The sequence below is a fragment of the Shewanella sp. 433 genome, from assembly GCF_059338565.1.
The window spans coordinates 2,744,258-2,766,025 of record NZ_CM181703.1; the positions used below are offsets into that span (position 1 = coordinate 2,744,258).

The 21,768-nt window shown below is 47.7% G+C and carries 11 protein-coding genes; 5 read left to right on the plus strand and 6 right to left on the minus strand.

Translation table 11 applies throughout. The annotated features are described in order from the left end of the window. The first annotated feature begins 8 nt into the window (after positions 1-8). The 5 genes from AC5YB1_RS12090 to AC5YB1_RS12110 all read left to right on the plus strand — a co-directional run bounded on the left by AC5YB1_RS12090 (position 9) and on the right by AC5YB1_RS12110 (position 11,446). Positions 9-3,269, plus strand: a complete 3,261-nt coding sequence (locus tag AC5YB1_RS12090) for an efflux RND transporter permease subunit (protein WP_494519381.1) — start codon at positions 9-11, stop codon at positions 3,267-3,269. After that, positions 3,266-6,310 (plus strand): efflux RND transporter permease subunit, encoded by a 3,045-nt coding sequence (locus AC5YB1_RS12095; protein ID WP_494519382.1) that lies wholly within the window; start codon positions 3,266-3,268, stop codon positions 6,308-6,310. The genes AC5YB1_RS12090 and AC5YB1_RS12095 overlap by 4 nt, the downstream gene beginning before the upstream one ends. 171 nt (positions 6,311-6,481) lie before the next feature. Further along, complete coding sequence (locus AC5YB1_RS12100; RefSeq protein WP_494519383.1) at positions 6,482-7,852, plus strand: sigma-54 dependent transcriptional regulator; 1,371 nt, start codon at positions 6,482-6,484, stop codon at positions 7,850-7,852. A 44-nt stretch (positions 7,853-7,896) separates the two neighbouring features. After that, positions 7,897-8,682 carry a DsbA family protein gene (locus AC5YB1_RS12105; RefSeq protein ID WP_494519384.1) on the plus strand — a complete coding sequence of 262 codons (786 nt, stop codon included), beginning with the start codon at positions 7,897-7,899 and terminating at the stop codon, positions 8,680-8,682. 478 nt (positions 8,683-9,160) lie between these two features. Next, positions 9,161-11,446 (plus strand): hypothetical protein, encoded by a 2,286-nt coding sequence (locus AC5YB1_RS12110; protein ID WP_494519385.1) that lies wholly within the window; start codon positions 9,161-9,163, stop codon positions 11,444-11,446. Positions 11,447-11,518: 72 nt separating this feature from the next. Here AC5YB1_RS12110 and AC5YB1_RS12115 read toward each other — a convergent pair whose 3' ends face one another. From AC5YB1_RS12115 to AC5YB1_RS12140, 6 genes are all read right to left on the minus strand, one after another. Beyond that, positions 11,519-14,593: an NEW3 domain-containing protein gene (locus AC5YB1_RS12115; RefSeq protein ID WP_494519386.1), complete on the minus strand. Its 3,075-nt coding sequence runs from the start codon at positions 14,591-14,593 to the stop codon at positions 11,519-11,521. 621 nt (positions 14,594-15,214) lie between these two features. Beyond that, positions 15,215-15,931 carry a serine/threonine protein phosphatase gene (locus AC5YB1_RS12120; protein WP_494519387.1) on the minus strand — a complete coding sequence of 239 codons (717 nt, stop codon included), beginning with the start codon at positions 15,929-15,931 and terminating at the stop codon, positions 15,215-15,217. Between the two features lie 154 nt (positions 15,932-16,085). Then, positions 16,086-16,265, minus strand: coding sequence for a Trm112 family protein (locus AC5YB1_RS12125; protein ID WP_494519388.1), 180 nt, complete (start codon positions 16,263-16,265; stop codon positions 16,086-16,088). After that, positions 16,255-17,292 (minus strand): tetraacyldisaccharide 4'-kinase, encoded by a 1,038-nt coding sequence (gene lpxK / locus AC5YB1_RS12130; RefSeq protein WP_494519389.1) that lies wholly within the window; start codon positions 17,290-17,292, stop codon positions 16,255-16,257. The genes AC5YB1_RS12125 and lpxK overlap by 11 nt, the downstream gene beginning before the upstream one ends. A 4-nt stretch (positions 17,293-17,296) precedes the next feature. After that, positions 17,297-19,111 (minus strand): lipid A export permease/ATP-binding protein MsbA, encoded by a 1,815-nt coding sequence (msbA, locus tag AC5YB1_RS12135; protein ID WP_494519390.1) that lies wholly within the window; start codon positions 19,109-19,111, stop codon positions 17,297-17,299. Positions 19,112-19,146: 35 nt separating this feature from the next. Further along, positions 19,147-21,756, minus strand: a complete 2,610-nt coding sequence (locus tag AC5YB1_RS12140) for a DNA internalization-related competence protein ComEC/Rec2 (protein ID WP_494519391.1) — start codon at positions 21,754-21,756, stop codon at positions 19,147-19,149. Between the last annotated feature and the right edge of the window lie 12 nt (positions 21,757-21,768).

Genomic DNA, 21,768 nt, shown 5'->3' on the forward strand with positions numbered 1-21,768 from the left:
TTGAGCTTATGTCGATAATTACTACATCAGTCAAGCGTCCTGTCTCGGTATGGATGTTCATGTTGGCGGTTTTGTTATTTGGTATGGTGGGCTTTTCTCGCCTTGCGGTAAAACTACTGCCAGATCTGAGTTACCCGACCATCACGATCCGCACACAATATAACGGCGCTGCGCCCGTTGAAGTTGAGCAGTTAGTCTCAAAACCCATCGAAGAAGCTGCTGGCATTGTCAAAGGGCTGCGTAAGATCAGCTCAATTTCACGCTCTGGGATGTCAGATGTGGTGCTTGAGTTTGAATGGGGCACCGACATGGATATGGCCAGTCTCGATGTGCGCGAAAAACTCGACACCATCGCATTGCCACTCGATGTCAATAAACCCCTATTACTGCGTTTTAACCCTAACCTCGACCCTATTGTACGTTTAGCCCTATCGCAACCAGAGGCTACGCCCATTGAGCTCAAACAGCTGCGCACCTTTGCCGAAGAGGAGCTCAAACGCCAGCTCGAGGCATTAAGCGGCGTCGCGGCGGTTAGGCTCTCAGGCGGGCTAGAGCAAGAGGTTCATATTCAATTAAACCAGCAAAAGTTAAACCAACTTAATCTTAACGCCGACACCATACGTGAGCGCATAGCCTCTGAAAACATTAACTTATCCGCAGGTAAGGTGGTGCAAGGCGAGAAAGAATATCTGGTGCGCACCCTAAATCAATTTAACTCCTTGCAAGATCTCGGGCAGATCATCATCTACCGTGATAACACCACATTGGTGCGACTGTCAGACATCGCTGACATTATCGACAGCCACAAAGATCGCAGTGACATCACCCGCATCGGCTCGCAAGAATCTATCGAGCTGGCTATCTATAAAGAAGGTGATGCTAATACGGTCGCGGTGGCGCGCAACATCAAAGCTGAACTGGAAAAGCTCAATAAGCTCAGCGAAAAAACTCAGCTGCAAGTCATTTACGATCAATCAGAATTTATCGAAAGCGCGGTCAGTGAAGTGACCATGGCCGCCCTACTGGGCAGCCTGTTGTCTATGTTAGTGATCTATCTGTTTTTACGCGATATCCTGCCCACATTGATTATCTCCATCTCTATCCCCTTCTCGGTTATCGCCACCTTTAACATGATGTATTTTGCCAACATCAGCCTCAATATCATGTCGCTTGGCGGCATCGCACTGGCGGTAGGCTTACTGGTTGATAACGCGATTGTGGTATTGGAGAACATCGACCGTTGTAAAAAACTCGGCATGAGTAAACTCGACGCGGCCGTGACTGGCACCAAAGAGGTCGCTGGCGCTATTTTTGCCTCGACCCTAACCACCTTGGCGGTATTTGTGCCCTTGGTTTTTGTCGACGGGGTCGCTGGGGCGCTGTTTTCTGATCAAGCGTTAACCGTCACTTTTGCCCTGCTCGCCTCATTACTGGTGGCATTAACCACCATCCCTATGCTCGCCTCGCGTAAAGGCTTTAGCGCCCTGCCACAGCTATTGCCCCAAGCTAAAAAGCCGCTGGCGGACACCAAGATGGCGAAAGTGAAACATTACGCCACCACAGTGTTTTCCTTGCCATTTATACTGTTATTTAACTATTTACCCTCGCTATTATTGACCTTAGTCTTAATGCTCACTCGGGTGCTTGCTTGGTTAACCGGTCTTATTATGCGCCCCATCAGTCAGTTATTTAATCGCGGTTATCAGTTATTAGAGCTGGCGTATCATGGTTTGCTCCCTTTTGCGCTGAAACGGAGCAGGCTTACTGTCGTTATTGCCATGGTCATTACTGCGGGCACCATGACTTTAGTGCCTCGTTTAGGCATGGAGCTTATTCCGGCGATGGAGCAAGGCGAATTTTACCTAGAGGTCGAGTTACCCCCAGGGACTCAGGTGAGCGAAACCGACAAGGTACTGCAAACCCTCGCCTTGGCGATTAAAGACCGCAGTGATGTTAAACACACTTATAGTCAAGCCGGTAGCGGGGGCTTAATGACATCCGACACCTCTCGCGGTGGCGAAAACTGGGGCCGATTACAAGTGGTATTAGCCGATCACCATGCCTTTATTGCGGTCAGCCAAGCGCTCAGAAGCACCGCTATGCGCATTCCAGCGCTCAATGCCACTATCGAGCACCCTCAATTGTTTAGCTTTAAAACGCCGCTGGAAATCGAAGTGATTGGCTACGATTTAGCCCAGTTAAAACACACGGCCGATAACCTAGTTAACACGCTATCTGAGTCTGCACGTTTTGCCGATCTCAACACCAGCCTGCGCGATGGCCAACCCGAGCTGAGTATTCGCTTCGATCATGCACGGCTTGCCGCCTTAGGGATGGATGCCCCAACGGTTGCTAACCGCATAGCCCAGCGCATTGGCGGCACTATCGCCAGCCAATACACAGTGCGAGATCGTAAAATTGATATCTTGGTGCGCAGCCATATTGAAGAGCGTAACCAGATAAGCGATATCGATTCGATGATAATCAACCCCAACAGCGCTCAGCCCATTCCACTGAGCGCTGTGGCTGAGGTGTCGCTTAACTTGGGGCCGTCTGCGATTAATCGCATCAGTCAGCAACGTGTGGCCATTGTTTCGGCAAACTTGGCTTTTGGTGACTTAAACGAGGCAGTGGCAGAAGCCAAGGCGCTCATACGCCAGCAAACCATACCAAGCACCATACAGATCCGCTTTGGCGGCCAAAATGAAGAGATGGAACACTCATTTAAATCACTGCAAATCGCCTTAGTGCTGGCCATATTTTTGGTCTACCTCGTGATGGCCAGTCAATTTGAATCCCTTATCCATCCGCTACTTATCTTGATTGCCGTGCCCATGGCTGTCGGCGGCAGTGTATTAGGCTTATACATTACACAAACCCACTTAAGCGTGGTGGTATTTATTGGCCTTATCATGCTGGCCGGCATAGTGGTCAACAACGCCATCGTCTTGGTGGATAGAATTAATCAACTGCGCCAGCAAGGCATAGAAAAAGTGCAGGCGATAGAACAAGCGGCCAAATCCCGTTTGCGCCCTATTATCATGACCACCATGACCACCGCGCTGGGGCTTGCCCCGATGGCATTAGGGCTGGGTGATGGCAGTGAAGTGCGTGCGCCTATGGCGATAACCGTCATCTTTGGTTTGAGCCTTGCCACCTTATTAACCTTGGTGGTGATCCCTGCCCTTTACTCACTCTTTGACCGTAAGCAGTATCAGGGAGAACCTGAGCCTACACCAGCCGCGCCAGCTATGGGAGAGGCACAATGAATATCACCCGCTTAGCGATTGCCCGTCCCGTGACCACCAGCATGTTTTTTGTCGCCATTTTACTGTTCGGCCTTGCCTCCAGCCGTCTGTTACCGCTGGAGATGTTTCCCGGTATTGATATTCCTCAGGTATTGATTGAGGTGCCCTATAAGGGGTCGACCCCCACCGAAGTGGAGCGCGAAATCACCAATATTTTAGAGCAATCTCTGGCGACCATGGGCGGGATTGAGGAGTTAAGATCACGCTCATCGCAAAATGGCGCCGAGATTGAACTGCGGATGAAATGGGGCGAGAACGTCGCCACGAAAAGCCTAGAAGCCCGAGAAAAGGTCGATGCCGTACGCCATCTGTTGCCCCAAGATGTTGAGCGGGTGTTTATCAGGCAGTTTTCCACCGCCGATATGCCACTATTGACGGTGAGAATTTCCAGCGACCGTGCACTCTCTGGCGCCTTTGATCTGCTCGATAAACAGTTAAAAAGGCCCTTGGAGCGGGTCGAGGGGGTATCGCAAGTGACCCTATATGGCGTGGAGCAAAAACAGATAGAGATAAGGCTCGATGCCGATAAGCTCACTGCCAGCAACCTATCCCTTAACGCGTTACAAGCGCGCCTGCGCCAAGCGAACTTTATTGTCAGCGCTGGCACAATACGCGCCAATGATAAGGTGTATCAAGTATCACCTAAAGGCGAATTTCGTGGTTTAGATGAGATCCAGGCCTTAGCCTTAGCACCGGGCATCACCTTAGGCGATATTGCCAGCGTGCGTTACGCCCTGCCCGAACGGCTCGATGGCCGTCATCTGGACCAAAATTATGCCGTAGGGTTAGATGTGTTTAAGGAGTCGGGGGCTAACTTAGTCGATGTCTCTGAGCGCGTACTCAAGGTAATTGAAGCGGCCAAACAAGATCCCCAATTTCAAGGGATCAAGCTATTTATCATGGAAGATCAAGCTCATGGGGTAAAATCGTCATTGTCAGATCTGCTGCTTGCCGGCTTAATGGGCGCCCTGCTCTCCTTTGCTGTGCTGTACCTGTTTCTGCGGGATCTCAAAATGACCTTGGTGGTGGTCTCCTCGGTGCCGATCTCACTGTGCATGACCTTAGCCGGCATGTACTTTTTAGGTTACAGCTTAAATATTTTATCCATGATGGGCTTACTGCTGGCCGTAGGCATGTTGATTGATAATGCCGTGGTCGTAACAGAAAGCGTATTACAGGAAAAACAACACGCCGATAACACCAGTGCAGAGCAAGCGGTACAAAATGGCGTTAACAAGGTGGCTTTAGCGGTGCTGGCTGGCACGCTCACCACCGCCATTGTATTTTTGCCCAATATTTTTGGGGTTAAAGTGCAGTTAACCATCTTTCTTGAACATGTGGCCGTGGCCATTTGTATCTCATTGGCCTCATCACTGCTGGTCGCGAAAACCTTAATCCCCTTGATGCTAAGTAAGCTGCACTTCAAGGTAGATAGCACGCCAAAAACCAGCACCTTACAAGCCTATTATGAGCAAAGCCTTGACTGGATCTTACACCGGCCAAAACGTGCTGGCGTCTTTGCGCTGCTTATTTTGGCTTCCACCGCACTGCCCCTGAGCCAAGTGAAACAAGATCAATCTGACGGTGAAGGCAACAATCGCCTTTATATTAATTATCAAGTCGATGGGCGTCATAGTTTAGCCGTCACCGAAGCGATGATAAACCGCATGGAGGACTATCTTTACGCCAACAAAGAGGCATTTTATATCGATTCAGTTTACAGCTACTACGCGGCCGATCGCGGTCAATCCACGTTATTACTGCAAGAAGATATGGATATCGATATCAAGGCACTTAAACGCCAAATACGTGACGGCTTTCCTAAGTTCTCGATCGCTACGCCGCAATTTGGCTGGGGCGATGAAAATAGTGGCATACGTGTCACCTTAACGGGCCGCTCAACATCAGATTTAATCAAGATCAGCCAGCAAGTAGTCCCCTTACTCAGCAACATCAAAGGGCTAACGGATGTTCATTCTGAGCTTAATGGCACCCAGCAAGAGGTAGTGATCCAGCTTAACCGCACCTTAGCGGCGAGGTTGGGGCTAAGCTTGAGGGAGCTGGCGCAAAACGTATCTCTCGCACTGCGCGGCGTGCCTCTGCGCTCATTTCGGCACGATCCCAACGGTGAGCTGCGTATCGAGCTTGCCTATGAAAAGCAGTGGCAAACCTCACTTGAAAAACTCAAGCAATTGCCCATAGTACGTATCGACAATCGCGTTTATCCGCTGCAAAGCCTTGCCGACATCAGCATTAAGCCCCGCTTCGATACTATCCGTCATTACGGGCGACTCACGGCATTATCCATTGGCGCTAACCTTGACGACATCACCACCGAAGAGGCGCAGCAAGCCATCATAGATGTGATGCAGGCGGTGTCATTCCCCCCTGGATACGGTTACTCGCTGCGCGGCGGATTTGAGCGCCAAGATGAAGACCAAGCGATTATGGCCACCAATATGCTATTGGCGGTGGCGATGATCTACATAGTGATGGCGGCGCTGTTTGAATCCTTGCTGCTGCCCACAGCCATTATCACCTCGATCTTGTTTTCCATCACTGGCGTGTTTTGGGCACTGCTGATAACGAACACGCCGATGGATATTATGTCTATGATTGGTATATTGATTTTAATGGGGATCGTGGTCAATAACGGTATCGTTTTGGTGGATCAAATTAATCAGCAAACGCCGCAATTATCACAACTGCCTGATACCATACACAAGGTGTGCATCACCCGCCTTCGTCCGGTGCTGATGACGGTGGCAACCACAGTCCTAGGTTTAATCCCCTTGGCGATGGGTGACACCCAACTCGGTGGCGGTGGCCCGCCTTACGCGCCGATGGCCATCGCCATCATCGGCGGTTTGAGTTTTTCCACCATCACCAGCCTCTATCTGGTGCCGCTGTGTTATCAGGCGCTATATCGCCTGCGACACCAAGCCAGCACCACACTGAGCAAGGCACAGCAGCGGGCACAGCGTCTCACTTACTGGTGCTAACATTATTGACCCCAAAAAAGATTTGTCAGCCAAATAGCACTTAACCCACCTTGTATCCCCAAAAATAAGGTGGGTAATACTGCGTTGATAGTTTGCACTCTAGATAAGGTTTCCTAGACTTAAAGTTACCTATCACTTTGCATCATAACTCAATTCCATATAGGAATTATTGTGACTCAAATAAGCGCAAATGACACCGAAGGCAATCGCACACTTTTAGTGTTAAACCTTACGGATAATGACAGCTTTTGTAATAAATCACTTAACGATAATCATTGGCATATTATTCATGCCAAGACCTTTGAACATGCCTATAAATTGCTCCAAGAACACCCCTGTTATGTCGCGATTGCGATCATTTCAACACCTTCTCTCGACAAAACCCTGCATGTGATTGAACTGCTGCAGAGCCATTACAACCAGCTGTTATGGGTAGCCCTTTGTACCGATGATAAATGCATTAAAGATCAGTTCACATTTTGTTTAACTGATTTTTTTATCGACTATCATCATCTGCCCATCGATAGTGAACGCCTACAACATACTTTAGGCCATACCTATGGCGTCGCCTTAGTCAATGCACAACATCAACAACGCTGTGCCCAAGATCAACCATTAGACTTGTTATTGGGTCATTCGACAGTCATTAATCAGCTAAGGACACAGATAGTTAAAGTGGCCGCCGCAGATGAGCCCATATTATTAAGCGGTGAAACTGGCACAGGTAAAGGTCTATGCGCTAATTTAATTCATAATTTATCGCGGCGACATCTCGGTCCGTTCGTCATCATTAATTGTGGCGCCTTGCCAGCAAGCTTGATCCACTCAGAACTCTTTGGGCACGAAAAAGGGGCATTTACGGGTGCCGACAAGCAATATATTGGCCGGATTGAACGTGCCAATACCGGTACGCTATTTTTAGATGAAATAGGTGATTTATCATTAGATTTACAAATTAATTTATTACATTTTTTAGAAGATCACTATATTGAACGCCTTGGCGGCAACAAGAGAGTCGACATCGATTGCCGTATTATTTTTGCCAGCCATATCAATTTAGAAGCAGCCGTTGAGGAAGGTCGTTTCAGAGAAGATTTATACTATCGTATCAATATTCTCCACCTTGAAGTCCCTAGCCTGAGAACCCACAAAGACGATATTGAGCTATTAACCAGCGCCTATTTAGCCAAGTTCAGCCCCCCCAGAACTCACTACCGTTTGACGAAAAAGGCACTGCATGTCATGACACAGTATGAGTGGCCTGGTAATGTGAGAGAGTTAAAGAACCGGATTCACCGTGCTGTAATTATGGCTAATAGTGAACGGCTGAGCGAAGCCGATTTAGGCATAAAATTAAGTAAACAGACCAATATAAACCAAGATGTTATCGATCTGGCTCAACATCGTACCGACATAGATACCGAGTTACTACTCGATGCCATTAAACGCAATAACCACAACATTTCGGCAGCTGCGCGTGAACTCAACATCTCTCGCACCACTTTTTACCGACTTATCAAAAAGTGTAAAATTAAGCTGTAATGCTCAACTGAAGGCTCCAACAAACTGAAAAATGAGGGCTTACCATGTTCAAATCGTCATTGAAAATTCTTATATTAATGCTGAGCAGTCTATTCATTGTCGCCTGTCAACCAGAAAGCCCACCTGAACACGATGAACTCACCATGCTAAAACAAGAGTTAGGCCAGTTAAAACAAGATATTCGTATCATGGCCAGTCAGGTAAACGATATTCACCGTGTCGCCATGGCATCGACCGAACCTCAGTATAAAACGTTAGCGACACAAGATAATATCGATGCCAATGGCCAACTGCCAACCCTCGGTGCTGATGAGGCAACCTTGGCCATTATTGAGTTTTCAGATTATCAATGTCCTTACTGTAAGCGCTATATCGATCAAACCTTTTCTCAACTAAAAACCCAATATATCGACACAGGAAAACTAAAATATATTACCCGAGACTTTCCTTTAAATTTTCATCCTAAAGCGAAAGGAGCCGCGATTGCGGCCAACTGCAGTCTACAGCAAGACGCTTATTGGCCAATGCGCGCCCTGCTGTTTAATAACATAAGAACGCTGGGTGACAAGCTATATCAAGACAGTGCCAATGCATTATCACTCAACATTAAGCAATTTAATGAGTGTTTAACAGAGCTGACGCCGTTAACTAAAATCGAGCAAGATGTCGCTTACGGCTCATCGCTCGGCATTCGTGGTACGCCCAGTTTTTTAGTCGGTAAAATAGAAAATAATCGTATTCTTAATCCGAAACTGGTGGTCGGAGCTCAGAGCTATCAAACCTTTAACGCTATTTTAGAAGCCTTGCAGACACCAGATCCAGCCCAGTAAAAAAACAGTTGCCTTGTGGTGGGCCGACAAGGCATGCTTTTTCGTCCATAGTTCCCCCTGTGACTAACCCATGGCCCAGGATTGTCATCGTCATTGTTAACCAAACTGAACACCTGAACAAACCAAGTTAAATAGAAAAAACCGATATAACAATCACCTACCTCAGCTAATCTCCACCAGTGTCCCAACCTAACACTCACTTGTTACAGTTATGCAACACCCACCTTCCTTCGTAAAAAAAAATTGAGTTAAAACCACATTATTATCAATAAGATAGGTATTGGCCTAATGCTTGCTTTACTTAAGGCACAGGTTTAGACCATCTCTGACTTAAGTCAGTCTACTATGCACACAATTTAACAATAGTCTGGCAGTAGTAAGCATTAAGTATCAACACGATAGTCTCTAGCCCAGCCATAAAACAGCATGAATAAACACATACGTTTTATCCATATTCACTGATATGAAGGTAAATATTATGAAACGATTTAAAGGTAACCAACTTATCAAGACGCTCGGGATAGGTTTGGTCAGCAGCGCCATTTTATATGGCGCAACCAGCACCGCTGCCTATGCGTCATTTTTTCCACAGAAAACAGATCAGGCCTGTATGGCCGAACAAGCGGGATTTGACCTCAACTGTACCGCTAACGACGTTAGGGTTAGTAAAGTGGATAACATCACTAACATTGATAATCCTGGCGAAGCTGTACAGTGTGTGCTCGGTGAAGAAGTCACCTTCCTTGCCGATGTCACCATTACCACAACGGCCAATGAAAGGTATGACTATTCCGTTTATCTTCCAGAAGGTAATTGGAGCGCACAAGATAGCAACCCAAATAACGAATGTTCTATCTTACTGGGTCGTACCGATGGTCCCGGCGTTGACCTTGAGGAAGGGTTAGATAGCTGCGCCGATATCAGTAAGGCACGTGGCTTCTCGCCCACTCACTTATATGAACAGGAGGAGATCACCCTATTTTGTCGTGATGACGATAACTCAGGCAAAGCCGAGTTTAATTACTGTGCCGCTTGGCATAATAAAACGGGCGCCGATTGTAGTGAAAATGATCCAGCCGCACCTGGTACACCTTCTAAGTGTCGCTGTGATGCATTCGATATTGATGTCTTTATTCGCCCCAATCCTCCTCAAGTGATAAAAACCCTTGTCGGTACCAATACCCATACCGAACCGGGCGGCCTCTATACCTTTACGGTTAATTTCACTAATCCAAATGCACAAACATCCATTTTTATCACCTCGCTCAGCGATGAAATAGATACTGCTGCCGATGGCAGTTATGAAACCTCTATCGATTTATGGGGAGCAACTGTGCCAGTCGGCGCAGCTGATGGTATTTATCTCACAAACACTAACTGTGCGCAGCCCGCCGATATCGGTAATGGCCCCGGTGAGGTCTTACCGAGTGCATCCTACAGCTGTCAATTCAGTGTACATATCGTTGATTCTGATCTACCCGACGATCAACAACCTGAATTGTATAATGACTTAGTCAAACTGGCCTTAATTGACCGTAATGGCGATCCAGTTGTTGATGGTAATACTTGCGCAGCCGTCAGTGGTATCGATGGCGAACACTGTAGTGACACGCGGCAGGTTAACGTAACTAACTTACCACCAAGCATCACGGTCTTGAAAACAGCGAGCCCAGATCAAGTACCAGAGTCGGGCGGCAATGTCACTTATACCGTGGATGTCACTAACACCTCTGATGCTTGGGATTCTCCATTATTGCTTAGCTCACTCATGGATAATAAATTTGGTAATTTAGATGGCCAAGGTGACTGTGCTATTAACGGCTATATCGCACAAGGCGGCACTTATAGTTGTAGCTTTAGTCAATTTATCAGTGGCAGCCAAGCGGGCTCACACACCAATATTGTGACCGCTAAAGCTCTCGACAATGAAAATGATCAAGCCAGTAATGCGGATTCAGAAACCGTGGTCATTAACGATGTGCCTTCGATGATCGATCTCCAGAAAACCGCAGATCCTATCGAAGTACTCGAGACGGGTGACGATCCGAGTGTCTCACGTTCGGTTGACTACACTTTCCTATTCAGTGTGGATGCGGCCGGTGTCGATACTGTGACCTTTAGCAGTTTAACCGATGACATGTTTGGTAATATTACCGCTGAATGTATGGTTGATACCGTCGATGGTGCGCCTATTGCACCTACGCCACTCAATGGCTTTATGCTCGACCCTAACCATAATGCAAGTTGTACCATTGCGAAATCGCTCACCGGTAATGCAACCGATGTGCATGTCAATGTGGCAACAATTAATGGTGTCGATGACGATGGTCAACCCGTATCAGATTTCGACGATGCGACAGTGACCTTCTTACCAAGCCAACCAGCTACCGATATGAAGTTCGCTGCCAGTCTCCTCGTGGTATTAGAGCTACATAATGCGGGCATTGAAAATGTGAACCTAACATTGATGACAGTCGGTGGGGCTAACGTATTTACAGAAGATGATACGGCCAGCTTCATGTTAATCAATGACGGCGGAATGCACGACAGCATAAGCTACCCAGCTTGCAATGAGGGGCAAGAGCTGACTTATAATGGTTCGCCCAATGATACCTATAGTTGTGCCTTTACAATCGAGTTAAAACCAGGGTTAGAAAATACCGATCCGATTACTTTCCTCGATGACGTTATCGTCAGTGTTGCTGATGATGAAGGTAATGTATCAACCAATGATGTGGCTATCGAAGTGAACACTATCGAATAACCCTTGCGTTACCTTCCAAAAACTGAAGTAGCCGAGGCCTTGCCTCGTGCTACTTCCGCTATCAGGGCATCTCTACTTATTGCCTTGTCCCTTATTCCCACCATTACCGCCATTACCACCCGAACTACTTAACGAAAGTATCACTCTGGCCGTTGCCGTGGTTTTACCATCACTAATGGTATAGCTAAAGCTATCGCTACTCTTAAAACTCTTTGCCGGTACATAGCGTACTTGGCCAGCGGATGTCATTTCAACCCTCCCCTTAGCCCCTTGGGTGACCGATACTAATACCAGCTCATTTTCTGCATCACTATCATTGGCCAACACATCGATAAGTACCGGACTTTTGGATGTCATGCTGACATTATCATCGACCGCTATTGGCGCCGTATTAACCACGGTCTTTACCGTATACAGGGCGCTATCGCTGGCAAAGTAGCGACTATCTTGGCTGTGAGTCGCGGTCAGTAACACCTCATAAGCACCGGGTTCTGCATTAAGATCTGAACTCACGACAATATTCGTTTGACTCGTTTGTCCTGGAGCTAAAAGCAATGAGTTTTGACTACTGTGCCACCCTAGCGGCAATTGTGCAGACAGCTCAAAGGTACTGCTATCACAAGCTTCGCTATCTTTATTGGTCACGCTAATGCCATAGCTTAACTGTGCACCTGCAACTACCTCAGTGTCATTAACACTGTTGAGCATCAGTATAGGGGCTGCACGCTCACATACCGCCACTGGCGAGGCTACCGTATAGGTCGCGGTGTCTGTGACACGATAAAGCGGCTCACTTACATGCTGGGCGCTAATGTCAAAATCATAAATACCGGCACTCGCCTCAGGCAGTGATGTGACATCGATACTGACATCGCGCTGCTCACCGGGTGACAAACTGATCCTCTGATGATTGGCGGTCCACCCCGTTGGGACATTGGCCGCTATCTCGTAATCACTCACGCTACACGCATCACTATCGCGATTGATAAGCGTGCCACGATACGTAACTGGAGTGCCGGCGGCTAGTGGTTCATTGCTATCGAGCGTCAACATAAAGCTTGGCGCGGCTGATACACAGGCCAATACTGGAGCTTCAACCACATAACTGACTGTTGATACCTGCTGATATTGGTTATTGGCGACATTCGTTGCGCTAATAGCAATATCATAAAATCCTTCACTGGCAGAGGTCGAAGAAGTCACGCTGACAGAGGTTGTAGCGCTTTCACCTGGCGCGAGATGCAGGTTTTGATCTTGTGATAACCAACCGCTGGGGGCATCAATGGTGATCGCAAAGCTAGCATCGGTACAGCCGGCGCTATCATTATTGGTAACACTCACCCGATAATCGACCTTACTGCCCGCCTCAACCCATGGGCTTTCATTAGGGGCGATGCTGAGGCTCGGAGCCGCTTGAATACAACTTTCGCCAGCGTAACTCACGTTAACTGATACACCACTTTCGTCGGCCCACTCCGTGGTGATCGTCACTCCAGCGGCAGCATCGGTATAACTTTGCCCCGCGATTAAGGCGGCATCATCGAGATCCCGTAATCCACTCTTAGGTGTCATATCCAGCAACAAGCTACTTTCAATATCTTCATCGCTTTGATTTAAATGCAGTAGCACACCTTGAGTCACGGCTTTGCCAGCAAGGAAACTATCAAAGCCTATACCTTGGCGATATTCTAAGTAATACCATAAGGGGTCGCCGGTTTGCGCATCGCTGCCACGGCGGACTTTAAGTCCTTTCGCTTGACCGTCGAGGGGGCTTTCATAAGGAGCTAACAGATAATTACCATCACTTTCTGCGCTGATAAGCTCGCCTTGCTCTGGCGTTAACCAGCCTAAACGTTCTTTGTTAAATAGGTTAAAGTGTCCCTCAGACTTGCCCATGATATCCAGCGTGTCACCATAGGTGATGGCAATGCACGCATCGCTCAGATAACCATCGCCACAACTGAGCTCCTTAGCATGCTTTAATCCCAAATTATGCCCTAGCTCATGGCCGATGGTGAGCAGATTCAATTCACCATTAATCCAAGCTCGCGACGGATTTCCGCCAAGCGTGCCTTGGCCACGCCAGCCACAACTGCTGTTTTGAGGCAGCAGATAGACCAAACGTTGATATTGGTTCAAATCAATACCAGCATCTATGGCCAATTGTTGCGCATAACGGTCCATACCAAAATAGTCACAATTGGTGTCTATTGGTAAAGTGAAATATCCTCTGACATCGCCACTAAGCCAAGTCTGACCATAAGAGGCTTCTTGGTAAAAGTCATTGACCCGGCCAAAAACCATCTGCTCAACCTCTTCTTGCGTCCAAGGTTGCAGGCTGGGGTTATCTTGAAAATTCAACATCAACACCAGCACTTTCTGCTCGCCAAGCGTATTGGCTAAAGTGCTGGTTTCCGCCATAAGCCGCTCGGTATTGCTCACGTTACTGCTTGCCGCTAACACCACAAGGTTCGCTTGATCATCATCCAAGACTAGGGTATCGAGCGTCTCTTGTTCGGGCGTGCCACTGAACAACCAACCATTAACGTTAACTTGCATACCCGATTGCAACTGTGCGACATCCTTGCTCTCTGGTAGCAGCAAACGAATGCGACCGCTCGGTGTAATGAGCTGATAATGGATTCGATGTAAGCTGGCATCGTCATAATCTTCATAAGTGATAAACAGCTGTCCTTTGAACTGCCGTTTTTGGGCTAACATATTCAGAATGTCGTCTGGTATTCCGGCACGCTTATTCATGGGAACGATACTACGCACCGCAGCAGCAGGATCTCGGTCAAGCAATGCCTGCTGTGCAAGTTGGCGCTTCTCGGCAAGCACCTTAATAGATTTAACTAAGCTTACCCGCTCTGACTGAGCCTGATCTGCTTGTTGGCTTCGATGATATTGAGCCATCAAATGAGATAATTTAAGGGTTTGTTGTTCTACTTGCCACCGATACGGTGAATGTTGGGAACTGTGTATGGCATGAGCCAGAGCATCACTATCATGATCACCAGGTTGTGCTAGAGCCATATTGGCGACCAGTTGAAACGTAACGATGAGCAGAGACAGGATAAATACTGGCGTTCGGCGAAGTGACACGCGGTTGAGCGCACTCTTCATGGTCATAACAGTGGTTTTCAATTAAGTACCCTCTAAAAAACAACACAAAACCAAGCCTTCACCTAAAATAAGGCGAACCTGATTAACTTAAACGGTGAGATATCGCTAGCTAACACCATCATAGGGACAACCCTAGAGATTTACTGGTGTTGAGAGCAAAACAGCGGGCATACTAACAAAGGAGTTGGCGATATTTCAATCAATGCAGAGGTGTTTTTTTAAACGGTAACGTCCACTTTTGATGAATTCGTATCGTAATCAAGGCGAAAGCAACAAAATTAAATAGTGGTTAGCATTGAGCCCGCATTAAGATAGGCAATTCAACAATAAACAAAATCGAAACATACCACAAAGCTACATAACAACTAACCATCAAGGCGCAACATTCAAACGCGATTTTTAAGCGCAACGAATATTGAGCTAATTAATTGTTCTAGTATCGCCCTAGTGATACGCAATAAAGAAGCGATTATATTTGACGAAAATTGATACGCCATATCATAGGGCACTTTCGTCAACAAATACCCTAGGTCTTTAAGGAGAACCAAGATACATGCATCGGCTTGTCTGGCAATGTCACCTAAGATGTTGAGCCAAAACGGGCTATATCATGCCAAGGTGAATAAGAGGAGTAATGTTATCTTAATGGCTACGAAAAGCCTTGAGCACCCAATACATAGGCTTAAGATCTTTGCCACCTTTGTAGCGAAATGGCCATAACAATTGCCCTAGCCATTGCCAAGGCGACAGACGTTGCTGCGCATAACGCCAGCACGTTTCGCCGCCACATTGACGGTAATGGGCTAATGCAGGGTTTATCAGCTGATGCTCGGCGCCTAAATAACGATACAGACTATGGATATACACCAGTAGATCACGTACCTGCTGACGCGCCATATTTTTGCCTTGCTGATTGGCTTCAAAATCGATAAAGGTGATATCACCTTCTTGCCAGCAGATATCACGCAGGGCTGGGCGCCCATGGGCAAAACCGGCTTGATGCAATTGGGCTAAGCCTTTAGCACTGTCTTTTAAAATCTGTAATTTTTGTTGTGGATCATCACTATCGGCCAACAGACCGTTGACAGGCATACCGGCATCGGCGACCACTAGGTAATCATCGCCAAAACTCACCAATTCTGGCACAGGTGCGCCTTTCGCGGCTAAGCTTCGCAGTGTGCTAATTTCAAGTTGCAACGATTGTAGCGGCTGGGACTTTAACCATCGCATGGCGCCAGTTAAGTGCTCGGCTTGCTTCAACCAGTAGGTTTGACCTTCAAAGTCAAAACTGACCACCCGCTTACCCTTATTGTCGGCTAACACTTTATCGATAACAGCTTGTATAGCAGGTTTAGTCACACGTTGAACTCCGGTTAGGCTGAGGGGGGATTATGGGCAGTCGATGAGATAAAATCAATTTATCGCCGTTTAGCTGCTGTAACTATAGGCAATGTGGGCAAAATAACAGATGAGTAGTAAAGCAAGCGCGCCTATATAAGCGCGCTCAGGCAGATTAAGCCTCGTCGGTCCACGGCTCGGCTTTATTGGCTAATAATACCGGGATCCCATCATCGATTGCATAAGCAAGACGATCAGCTTTACAGATAAGCTGCTGTTTAGCTTTATCATATTCAAGTTTGCCTTTACAAATTGGGCAGGCAACTATCTCTAAAAGTTTCTTATCAAACGCCATTTGAATTTCCTTGTTGTACTGATTTACGCTGTTGTAACTGAGCTATCAACTGCTGTTCAAACTGTGGGGCTATCTTGGCATCTACCGGTAGATACCACCAGTTTTGCTTTGCAAATTCGCGACATTTAACCGCATCTTTCTCTGTCATCAAGACCTGTGCGCCACAGGCAATGGCATCGATATCGGCTAAGGTCAACGGGTGGTGATCATCAAATGCATGTTGCTTTTGCGTCGTGATCCCCAGCTGGTTTAAGGTATTAAAAAACCGCTGAGGGTTACCAATGCCAGCTATAGCGACCGCCTGTGGTTCAGCACTAAATGCCGCTGTCGATAGGCTGTCGTCCTGTGGGGGCTTAACCGGTTGCCACTGAGCGGCATGCAGTTGCATTAACCATTCACCCTCTTGGCACTCATCACCATTCACTAAAGTAAAGTCAACCGCTTGCTGACGCCAGCGCCCTTCTCGCAGCGGGCCTGCAGGTAACAGATAACCATTACCGAAACGGCGCTCGCCATCGAGGATCAGCAGTTCAATGTCTCGGGCTAGCGCATAGTGCTGCAGGCCATCATCGGAGATGATGATATCAACATCATGTGCTTGCAGCAGAGCATGACAGGCATCAACTCGCTTGGCTCCAATGACCATAGGCACTTGGGTTCGCGCCACTATCATCGCGGGTTCATCACCAACTTCTCGGGCAGGCATACCCGGTAATACCGACTTCACGCCGCTAAAAGCCACGCCATAACCACGACTCACCACGCCAGGGCGGTAGCCATGGCGACGTAACAGCTCAATTAAATAGATAACGGTGGGCGTTTTGCCACTGCCGCCAACGGTGATATTGCCCACCACGATAACCGGCACTGGCATCTGAGTCGCTGACTTTATGCCGACTCGAAACAAAAGCCGCCGAGTGGCCGTCACCAAATAAAACAACCCACAAAGTGGCAGCAAGGCTAAGGCTAGCAGTCGATAACCCACACTTGCCTTAGCGTACCAGAGACGATTAACAAAACCTTGCATCGACTTAGCTACTAAATTGCATTTGGTACAAGTTGTAATAGATGCCTTGTTTTTCCAGCAGCTCTGCATGTGAGCCGCGCTCGACCACGCGGCCTTGGTCTATCACTAAGATTTGGTCGGCATTCTCAATCGTCGATAATCGATGGGCAATCACAATCGAGGTGCGGTTTTGCCTTAGATTATCTAAGCCGCCCTGAATCGCTTTTTCCGATTCGGTATCTAACGCCGAGGTCGCTTCATCTAAGATCAATAACGGCGCATCACGTAATATGGCTCGGGCAATGGCGATACGTTGACGTTGGCCACCCGATAACATCACCCCATTTTCACCCACTTGGGTGTAAATACCCTCAGGCATATCGGCGATAAACTCATACGCATTGGCCAGCTTAGCCGCTTCGATGATTTTCTCTTCGGTCACTTCACCCGGATAGGCATAGGCGATATTGGCTGCAATGGTGTCGTTGATCAAGGTCACTTGCTGTGACACAACCGCCACTTGGTTGCGCAGTGACGCCAATTTGTAGTCTCGTAAGCTAATATCATCCAGAGTGATATCGCCCGACTCTAAATCAGAATAGAAACGGGTGATCAAACTGGCAATAGTGGATTTACCCGATCCCGAACGGCCAACCAAGGCCAAGGTTTCACCCGGATTAACACTAAAGTCCACTTGATTAAGCGCCAAATTTTCTTGGTTATTATAACGAAAACAGACGTTATCAAAGCGCAAACGGCCTTCCACGCGGTCGGTTTCATAGGTACCGGTGTCGACTTCTGCTGGCGTATCTAAAATTTCAAAAATGGTGCTACACGCGGCAATACCACGCTGAAACTCTGCATTCACGCGGGTTAAGCTCTTAATCGGTTGTAGCATCGCCATCATGGCGGCCAATATGGTGGCAAACGTACCCGCGGTAAGGTCGGCCTTCATGCTGTCAAGGCTTGACGCATAAAGCACAAATGCCAATGCAAATGAACCTATAACCATCACCAAAGGTTGGCTAATCGCTTGCGCTAAGGCCAGCTTCATGGTGCGTGAGCGGTTTTCGTTATTGACTTGAGCAAAACGTGCTGACTCGGTTTTTTGTCCACCGAAGACCAGTACGTTTTTATGGCCTTTGATCATCTGCTCGGTCACAGAGGTCACGCCGCCCATGGCCGTTTGGATCTGTTTAGACACCTTACGGAACTTGCGGCTGACAACGGTGATCACTATGCCAATCAGCGGACCAACAACCAAAATACACAGGGATAACTTCCATGAGTTATAAAACATCACTCCAAGCATACCGATAACGGTAATACCGTCACGTACTATGGTGATCAGCGCACTACCTGAGGCTCTGGCGATCTGCTCGGTATCATAGGTGACCCTAGAGATAAGATTGCCACTACTTTCAGAATCGATATAGCTCACTGGCAGCTTAAGGTAATGTTCAAACACTTGCTGGCGCATATCCATGATCATGCGCGCACTGATGTAAGAGATACCATAAGTGGATAAGAAGTTCGCCAAGCCCCGCAGGGTAAATAAGCCAACCACCACAAAGGGGGCAATTTTTAGCACATCATTATCGGAGTTGAAACCGCCACTTAAGCCCATATCGACACCGTTGACTATGCTCGGTGTGCTTGGCACATTGCTGGCAAAACCCTGATCAATAAACGGGGTGATCGAATAGATAAACGTTGCGTCTACAAGGCCGTATAACACTAGGCCAACGATAGACAAAAATAGCACCCCTTTAAGGGGCACAAGATAAGTCAGCAACCTGAAAAAAACAGTGCTCACTTCACTTTTAGAAGAGTTTGTCATTCACGATTCTATATGTTGGTGCAAAGAAACACATTCTACTCTGTATTGAGCATCTGACCAAATTCAAACGTCCGATTATACCAAAACGGTGCAAAATCATACCGGTAGCCTTTGATTTTCATATCATCTTGGTTAAAAATCACGCTAAGCTGACCGTTATTGCCCACACTGTATTGCTCGACCAGCGCCAATTGATAGCGCTCAATCACTTTTGTTTTAGGAAATCCATAACGATTATTTAAGCCAGCCGCATACAGCACAACAGTGGGTGAGACGGCTTGGATAAACGCCTCGCTTGACGAGGTGTTACTGCCATGATGAGGGGCGACTAAGATACTGCTGCGTAGCCCTTCATAAAAACTGCCGCTCGCTTGGTCCTTAGATGCATAATCATAGCCGTTGCCGTTATTAACCCCATTTTTAACACTATTAGTAACGTCATCACTCACACCATAGCCACGCGGTGCCGTGCCTTGGCTCATATTCGTCATAAACAAGCCCTGTCTCTTGGCGCGTGCAACTAATTGCAGCTCGGCTTCAGACTCAATATCGCCAGGCAGTAACACTTGATGTGTATCGTCACCGATGCGCACGATACAGGAACCATTGTTGCCTTGCTGAGGGTGCGATGGCCCAAGCAGCGCGATAACCAGCCCTTGCCAATGCCAGCTTTGGGGCCGACAAGCAATTGCCCCCTGATGATCAAGATCTGTTACCAGCTGAGTGTGCGGATACATGCGTAACAGCACATCGGCGCCACCCGCATGATCGTTATCACCATGGCTCAAAAATAAGTAATCCACCTCCGTAATCCCCTGCCGCTGCAGAAAAGGAATAACAGTGTATTTAGCGTAACTAAATTGGCTGCCAAAGGCGGCGCCAGTGTCATACACCACGGCACGGCCTTGTTTAATTACCACCGCGCTCAGGCCTTGGCCAACATCGAGTAAATGCAGCGCCCAACGTTTGTCATATTGAGTCAACCAAGGAGTGAGCAGCAACAGTAGACCGGGTAATAATAAGATAACCACCACAAACACAGCGCTTGCCGAGAACTTGGCGGCGCTGGCATGAGCGGCCTTAGCGCATAAATTATCCATAGAGGGATCATCGGAGCTAGCATGCTTTAAGCGGTCATTTGCACAAGAATACATTCTTAACGCGGGGGTGATGCTTGCGTATAACAGCCGCAGCAAAAACAGACCCAATAAGGAAAATATCAGTGCCATTGCAGCATCGGCTGGCAAAGCTACCCAGCTTAATGGCAGTGAGTCTAACAGAGAGAAACTCGCCGTGAGCGGCGTAATGACACTATCTAACAAACTTAGCAGTGGCGCCATGCTCAGACTACTCAAGCTGTTTAGCATAGGGTCAGCCAATAGCCACATCAGCATCACAACAAAGGTTAAGGGGATCACCAGCAGGCTAAACCAAGGCACAAACACTAAATTAAATAGCAGTGAATAGGGTGCAATACCGCCAAACAGCAAGCCTTGCAGTAAGCCCAGTAACAAACTTAAACGCCACTGAATTGACCAGAGTTGAGTCAGTTTTTGCCAAAGCCCTAGCCCATAACCTCGCCACTTATCCGGCTGATGGGCATCAATGCTGACAAACTTTTGCTGATGGGCAAACCACAAAATAATCGCCAGCGCCCCAAAAGAGAGCCAAAATCCGGCGCTCATAATGCTTAAAGGATCGAGTACTAACACAATAAATAACGCCCACAACAAACGCTCGAATGGGGCTGAAAAACGGCGCAGCATACCTAGCCCTATCACTAACAACAGCATAGTTAAGGCGCGCTGGGTCGGTAGGGCAAATCCCGCCAAATAGGCGTAAAAGCTGCACATCACCAAAGCGATGATGCCTGCTAGATGCCAATTGGTCATTGAGGGCGCAAGGCGCCAACGATTGAGCGCATAACGCGCGAGTCCCACACACCACAGCGCCAGCACCGACAGGTGCAAGCCCGAAATTGAGATAAGATGCCCGGTACCGCTTTGACGCAACCCTTGCCAGTGCGCTTCACTTACCTGTTGTTTATCCCCAAGCATCAAGGCTAACATCAAGTCAGCATTGGCTAGATGGCTCACCTGCTGACGCAGACGCTCTATAAGCTTAAAGCGAAAACCGCTGGCACTGTGTAATTGCTGCGCAGCAACCACCCTACCTTTACCTATAATATGATGACCAAGATAATAACGCTGGCGATTAAAGCCCCCTTGATTCAGTGGGCTAGATATCGACTTAGGCTTGAGGGTGAGCAACCACTCCTCGCCCAAGCTTACAGGGTCGGAGACTTGCCACTCTAAACGCATAAATTTATTAAAAAAGAGATAAGAATTATCGTCTAACACGCGAATATCGACACTTATCTGGTCGCTGTTTCGCTGAACTAGTGATATGATTTCCGCCCTCACTGAGATCGTGGCATCATCATTACTCGTTTCAAACGCTAATAACTGATGACTAAACAAACTTACCCAAGCGAGTGCAAACACACCGCCTGCCAAGAGTTTTGACCAGCGAATGATAATAATAGCGGCCGCTACACAGCACCAAGCTTGGGTTGTTGTCAGTAGAGAGGGCCAGAGAAGTGCCGTGATAACTGTGGCACAGTAACCGAACATAAATGGATTCATATTGAATCATTT